The organism is Frankia sp. CcI156, assembly GCF_001983015.1.
Lineage (GTDB): Bacteria > Actinomycetota > Actinomycetes > Frankiales > Frankiaceae > Frankia > Frankia casuarinae.
Genome location: NZ_MOMD01000106.1, coordinates 1 through 5,029 on the forward strand (window position 1 = coordinate 1; position 5,029 = coordinate 5,029).

At 72.9% G+C, this 5,029-nt stretch carries 2 protein-coding genes; both read left to right on the forward strand.

Annotated features, from left to right (window positions below; all coding sequences use genetic code 11):
* A partial coding sequence (locus CcI156_RS23275) for a hypothetical protein (RefSeq protein ID WP_139341590.1) occupies positions 1–457 on the forward strand: 457 nt, incomplete at its 5' end.
* Positions 454–5,029 (forward strand): non-ribosomal peptide synthetase (locus CcI156_RS23280; protein ID WP_139341591.1); only part of this gene is annotated, 4,576 nt, incomplete at its 3' end. The genes CcI156_RS23275 and CcI156_RS23280, both read left to right, overlap by 4 nt.

Genomic DNA, 5,029 nt, shown 5'->3' on the forward strand with positions numbered 1-5,029 from the left:
CGGGCTGCTGCGTTACCTCAACCCTGACACGCGCCCGGTCCTCGCGGCGCTACCCACCCCACAGATCGGCTTCAACTACATGGGCCGCTTCACCGTCGCGCCCAGGGCCCAGGGCGACGAGCAGGCGGACTGGTGGCAGCTCGGTCTGGGCGGCGACACCGGTACCCTGCCCGCCTCCTACGCGCTGGAAGCCGGCGGCGTCGTGCGCGACGGCCCGGCGGGCGCGGAGCTCACCGTCCTRCTGTCCTGGCCCGGCGACCTGTTCGACGAGGCGCGGGTCGCTGCCCTCGCCGAGGRATGGGTGGCGATGCTGACCGGGCTGGCCGAGCAMGCCGCGCGCCCCGAGGCGGGCGGGCACACCCCCTCCGACTTMCCGCTGCTCGCCATGGCGCAGGGCGAGCTCGACGTGGTGGCGGCCGAACTAACGCGGAACACGCACGAGAGGAGAGCCCGGTGAGCCAGCTCGACGTGGAGGATCTGTGGCCGCTGTCCCCGCTACAGGAGGGCCTGCTCTTCCAGACGCTCTACGACGGGCGGACCGGCGACGTCTACTCCGGCCAGCGTGACCTTGATCTGACCGGGCCGCTGGACCCGGCGCTGCTGCGGGCGTCCGGGGAGGCCCTGCTGGACCGGCACGCCAACCTGCGGGCCGGGTTCCAGCAGCTCTCCGGCCTGGACCAGCCCGTGCAGGTGATCGCCAGGAAGGTACGGCTGCCGTGGCGTGAGGTCGACCTGGCGCACCTGGCGGAAGAAGCGGCGTTGGAACAGGCCATGCGGCTGGCCGCCGAGGAGCGGGACCGCGGGTTCGATCCGGCGCAGCCGCCACTACTGCGTTTCCTGCTGATCCGGTTCGGTGCGCGGCGCCACCGGCTGGTGCTCACCATCCACCACATCCTGCTGGACGGCTGGTCGCAGCCGATGTTCACGCGGGAGCTGTTCGCCGTCTACCAGGCCGGAGGCACGACGGGCGGGCTGAAGCCGGTCTCGCCGTACCGGGACTACCTGGAGTGGCTCGGCCGCCAGGACCGCCAGGCCGCCCGTGAGGCGTGGCGGGTCGAGCTGGCCGGGACGGACGAGCCGACCCTGGTGGCCCAGCCCGATCCGGTGCGCGAGCCGCAGCCGGCCGAGCGCGTGAACACCTCGGTGAGCCCCGAGCTGACGGCAGCTCTGCGGGCCCTCGCTCGTGGTCATGAGCTGACGATGAACACGGTCGTCCAGGGCGCCTGGGCACTGCTGGTCAGCCRCCTGGCCGGCCGCCGTGACGTGGTGTTCGGCGCGGTGGTGGCGGGCCGCCCGCCCGAACTGCCCAGGGTCGAGGACATGGTAGGCCTGTTCATCAACACCGTGCCGATCCGGGTGCCGCTCGACCCCGCCCAGCCGGTCGCCGAGATGCTTACGGCGCTGCAGGCCCGCCAGACGGCGCTGATGTCCTGCCACTACCTGGGCCTTGCCGAGATCCAGCGGATCACCGGCCCCGGCGCCACCTTCGACACGCTGCTGGCCTACGAGAACTACCCGCTCGACTCGTCGTGGGTCTCCGCGATGGCTGACGACCGCGACCTGACGATCACCCCGGCCGGGGGGCACGAGGCGCCGCACTATCCGCTCGCGCTGGCCGTGGTCCCTGGCCGGGACCGGCTGGAGCTGCGGCTGTCCTACCAGCCCGAGGTGTACGAGCGGGAGATGGCCGAGGGGCTGGCCGCCGCCATGGTGCGGGTGCTGGCGGCGATCGCCGCCGACCCGGCCGCCCGTGTCGGCACGGTCGGCATCCTGGACGAGACGGGCCGGGATCTGGTGATCCGGCGGTGGAACGACACCGCGGTGCCGGTGGACGCCGGGTCGCTGGTCACGGCGTTCGAGCGACGCGTCGCCGAGCATCCGCACGCCGTCGCCATCGACGGGGACGTCACGCTGACCTACCAGGAGCTGAACGCGCGCGCCGACCGGCTCGCCCGTCTGCTGGCCACGCTCGGCGTGGGCACCGAGAGCCTGGTCGGGGTGCTGATGGAGCGGTCGGCCGAGCTGGTGGTGGCGCTGCTCGGGGTGGTGAAGGCGGGCGCCGCCTATGTGCCGCTGGATGCCGCCAACCCGCTGGAGCGGATGAAGGCCGTGATCGCCGAGGCCGCACCCGTGGCGCTGCTGGTCGGCCAGGCCACGATCGACCACCCGATGACCCGCGAGGGCGGCCTGCCCGCCGCCAACATCGTCCGGGTCCCCTCGGAGGTGCCGGCCGGCGACGGCCCCTTCCCGGTTGCCCCGGCCGCGGCCAACCTGGCGTACGTCATGTACACCTCGGGATCGACGGGGGTGCCGAAGGGAGTGGCGGTCACCCACGGCAACGTGGTCGGCTTCTGCCTGGATGGCGCCTGGCCCGCCGAGGTGACCGAGCGGGTCATGGTGCAGGCCAACCACGCCTTCGACGCCTCCACCTACGAGGTGTGGGTGCCGCTGCTGCGCGGCGGCACCGTCGTGGTCGCGCCGGCCGGTGACCTGGATGCCGCCGACCGGGAGCGGTTCATCGCCGCCCACCGGATCACCAACGTCCACGCGACCGCCGGCCTGTTCGCCGCGCTGGGCGAGCAGACCCCGCACATCTTCGCCGGGGTACGCGAGGTGTCGACCGGCGGCGACGTGGTCTCGGCGGCCGCGGTGAGGACTCTGCTGGAGACCCATCCGGACATGGTCGTGCGGTCCACCTACGGGCCGACCGAGACGACCGCCTTCGCCACCCACCTCCCCTTCACCGCGGGCGACCAGGTGCCGGCGTCGGTGCCGATCGGCCGCCCGCTGGACAACACCCGGATCTACGTGCTGGACGGTTTCCTGCAGCCGGTCCCGCCCGGCGTCGGGGGAGAACTGTACGTGGCCGGCGGCGGGCTGGCCCGCGGCTACCTGAACCGGCCAGGCCTCACCTCGGAACGCTTCGTGGCCTGCCCCTTCGGCACGCCGGGCGAGCGGATGTACCGGACCGGGGACCTGGCCCGGTGGACCGGTGACGGGCTGCTGGTCTTCCTGGGGCGGGCCGACACGCAGGTGAAGATCCGCGGGTTCCGGATCGAGCTGAGCGAGATCGAGAACGTGCTGTCCGGCTGCCCGGGGGTCGCGCGGGTCGCGGTGGTAGCCCACACCAGCCAGGCCGACCACAGCCAACTGGTCGCCTACGTGGTGCCCGCCGAGGGGGAGAGCGTGACGGGCTCCGCGGTGCGGAGGTACGCGGCGGGACGGCTGCCGGACTACATGGTCCCCGCCGCCGTCGTCCCGCTGGCGGAGCTGCCGCTGACCGGCAACGCCAAGCTGGACCGGGCGGCCCTGCCCGCGCCGGACTTCGGCCGCATGGCGACCGGGCGCGAGCCGCGCACGCCGATCGAGGAGGTGCTGTGCTCGCTGTTCGTCGACGTGCTGAAGCTGGAGTGGATCGGGGCYGACGACAACTTCTTCGAGTTGGGTGGCGACTCCCTGCTGGCGATGCGGCTGCTCGCCCGGGTACGGGCCGTCCTCGACGTCGAGGTGGGAATCCGCACCCTGTTCACCGGCGCCACCCCGGCGGCGGTGGCCCGTGTGGTCGAGGCCGGTGGCCGCTCGCGGCCCGAGCTGGTTGCCGGGGTACGGCCGGACCCGGCGCCGCTGTCGTTCGGCCAGGCCCGGATGTGGTTCCTCAACCAGTTGGAGGAGGGACGGGCGGTCTACAACGTGCCGCTCGCGCTGAAGCTGACCGGGCAGCTCGACCGGTGGGCGCTGCAGGCCGCGCTGGCCGACGTCGCGGCGCGTCACGAAAGCCTGCGGACGGTCTTCCCTGACGTCGACGGCGTGCCGGGTCAGCACCTGCTGGACGAGACGGTGGGCCGCCCGGAACTGGTGATGGTGGCGGTGACCGAGGCGGAGCTGCCGTCGCTGATGGCCGCCGAGTTGGGGCGCGGGTTCGACGTGGGCAGCGAGCCGCCGCTGCGGGTACGGCTGTTCACGCTGTCCCCCCGGGAGCACGTGCTGCTGCTGGTGGCGCACCACATCGCCTCCGACGGCTGGTCGATGGGCGTGCTGGCCCGCGACCTGTCGGTGGCCTACACCGCCAGGCTGCGTGGGCGGGTACCGCAGTGGACCAGATTGCCGGTCCAGTACGCCGACTACGCGGTGTGGCAGCGCGCGGTGCTGGGCGATCTGTCCGACCCGGCGAGCCTGATCAGCGAGCAGCTCGCGTACTGGCGGGAGGCACTCGCCGACATCCCCGCGGAGCTGGCCCTGCCGGTCGACCGCCCGCGCCCGCCGGTGCCGAGCTTCACGGGCGGCGCGGTGCCGATCCGGATCGGCGCGCAGACCCACGAGCGGCTTGTCCGGCTGGCCCGGGGGCGGCGGGCAACGCTGTTCATGGTGGTGCAGGCCGCAGTTGCGCTGCTGCTGTCTCGCCTTGGCGGGGGCAACGACATCCCGATCGGCACCGCAGTGGCGGGCCGGGGCGAGGCCGCCCTGGATGACCTGATCGGCTTCTTCGTCAACACGCTGGTGCTGCGCACCGACGTCGGCGGCGATCCCTCGTTCAACGACCTGGTGGCCCGGGTGCGGGAGCGGAACCTGGCCGCCTACGCCCATCAGGACGTGCCGTTCGAGCGGTTGGTCGAGGAGCTCTACCCGGCCCGCTCGTTGTCGCGGCACCCGCTGTTCCAGGTGTCCCTCGGGTTGYGGAACACCCCGCAGGACACCGGCTGGGAGCTRCCGGGGCTGACCATCCAACCGCACAGGTCCGGGGTCAACGCCGCCAAGTTCGACCTGTCGTTCAGCCTGGCCGAGCACCGTGGCGCCGACGGTGAACCGGCGGGGATCGGTGGGACCGTCGGCTACGCGGCCGACCTGTTCGACCGGCCCACGGTGCAGAAGGTGGCGGAGCGCCTGGTGGCCGTGTTGGACGCGGTGGCCGCCGATCCCGCGTTGCGGGTGAGCCAGGTGCCGGTGTTGGGTGCGGCTGAGTGGGTGCGGGTGGTGGAGGAGTGGAATGACACTGGGGTTGGGGTTGGGGTGGGGACGTTGCCGGGGGTGT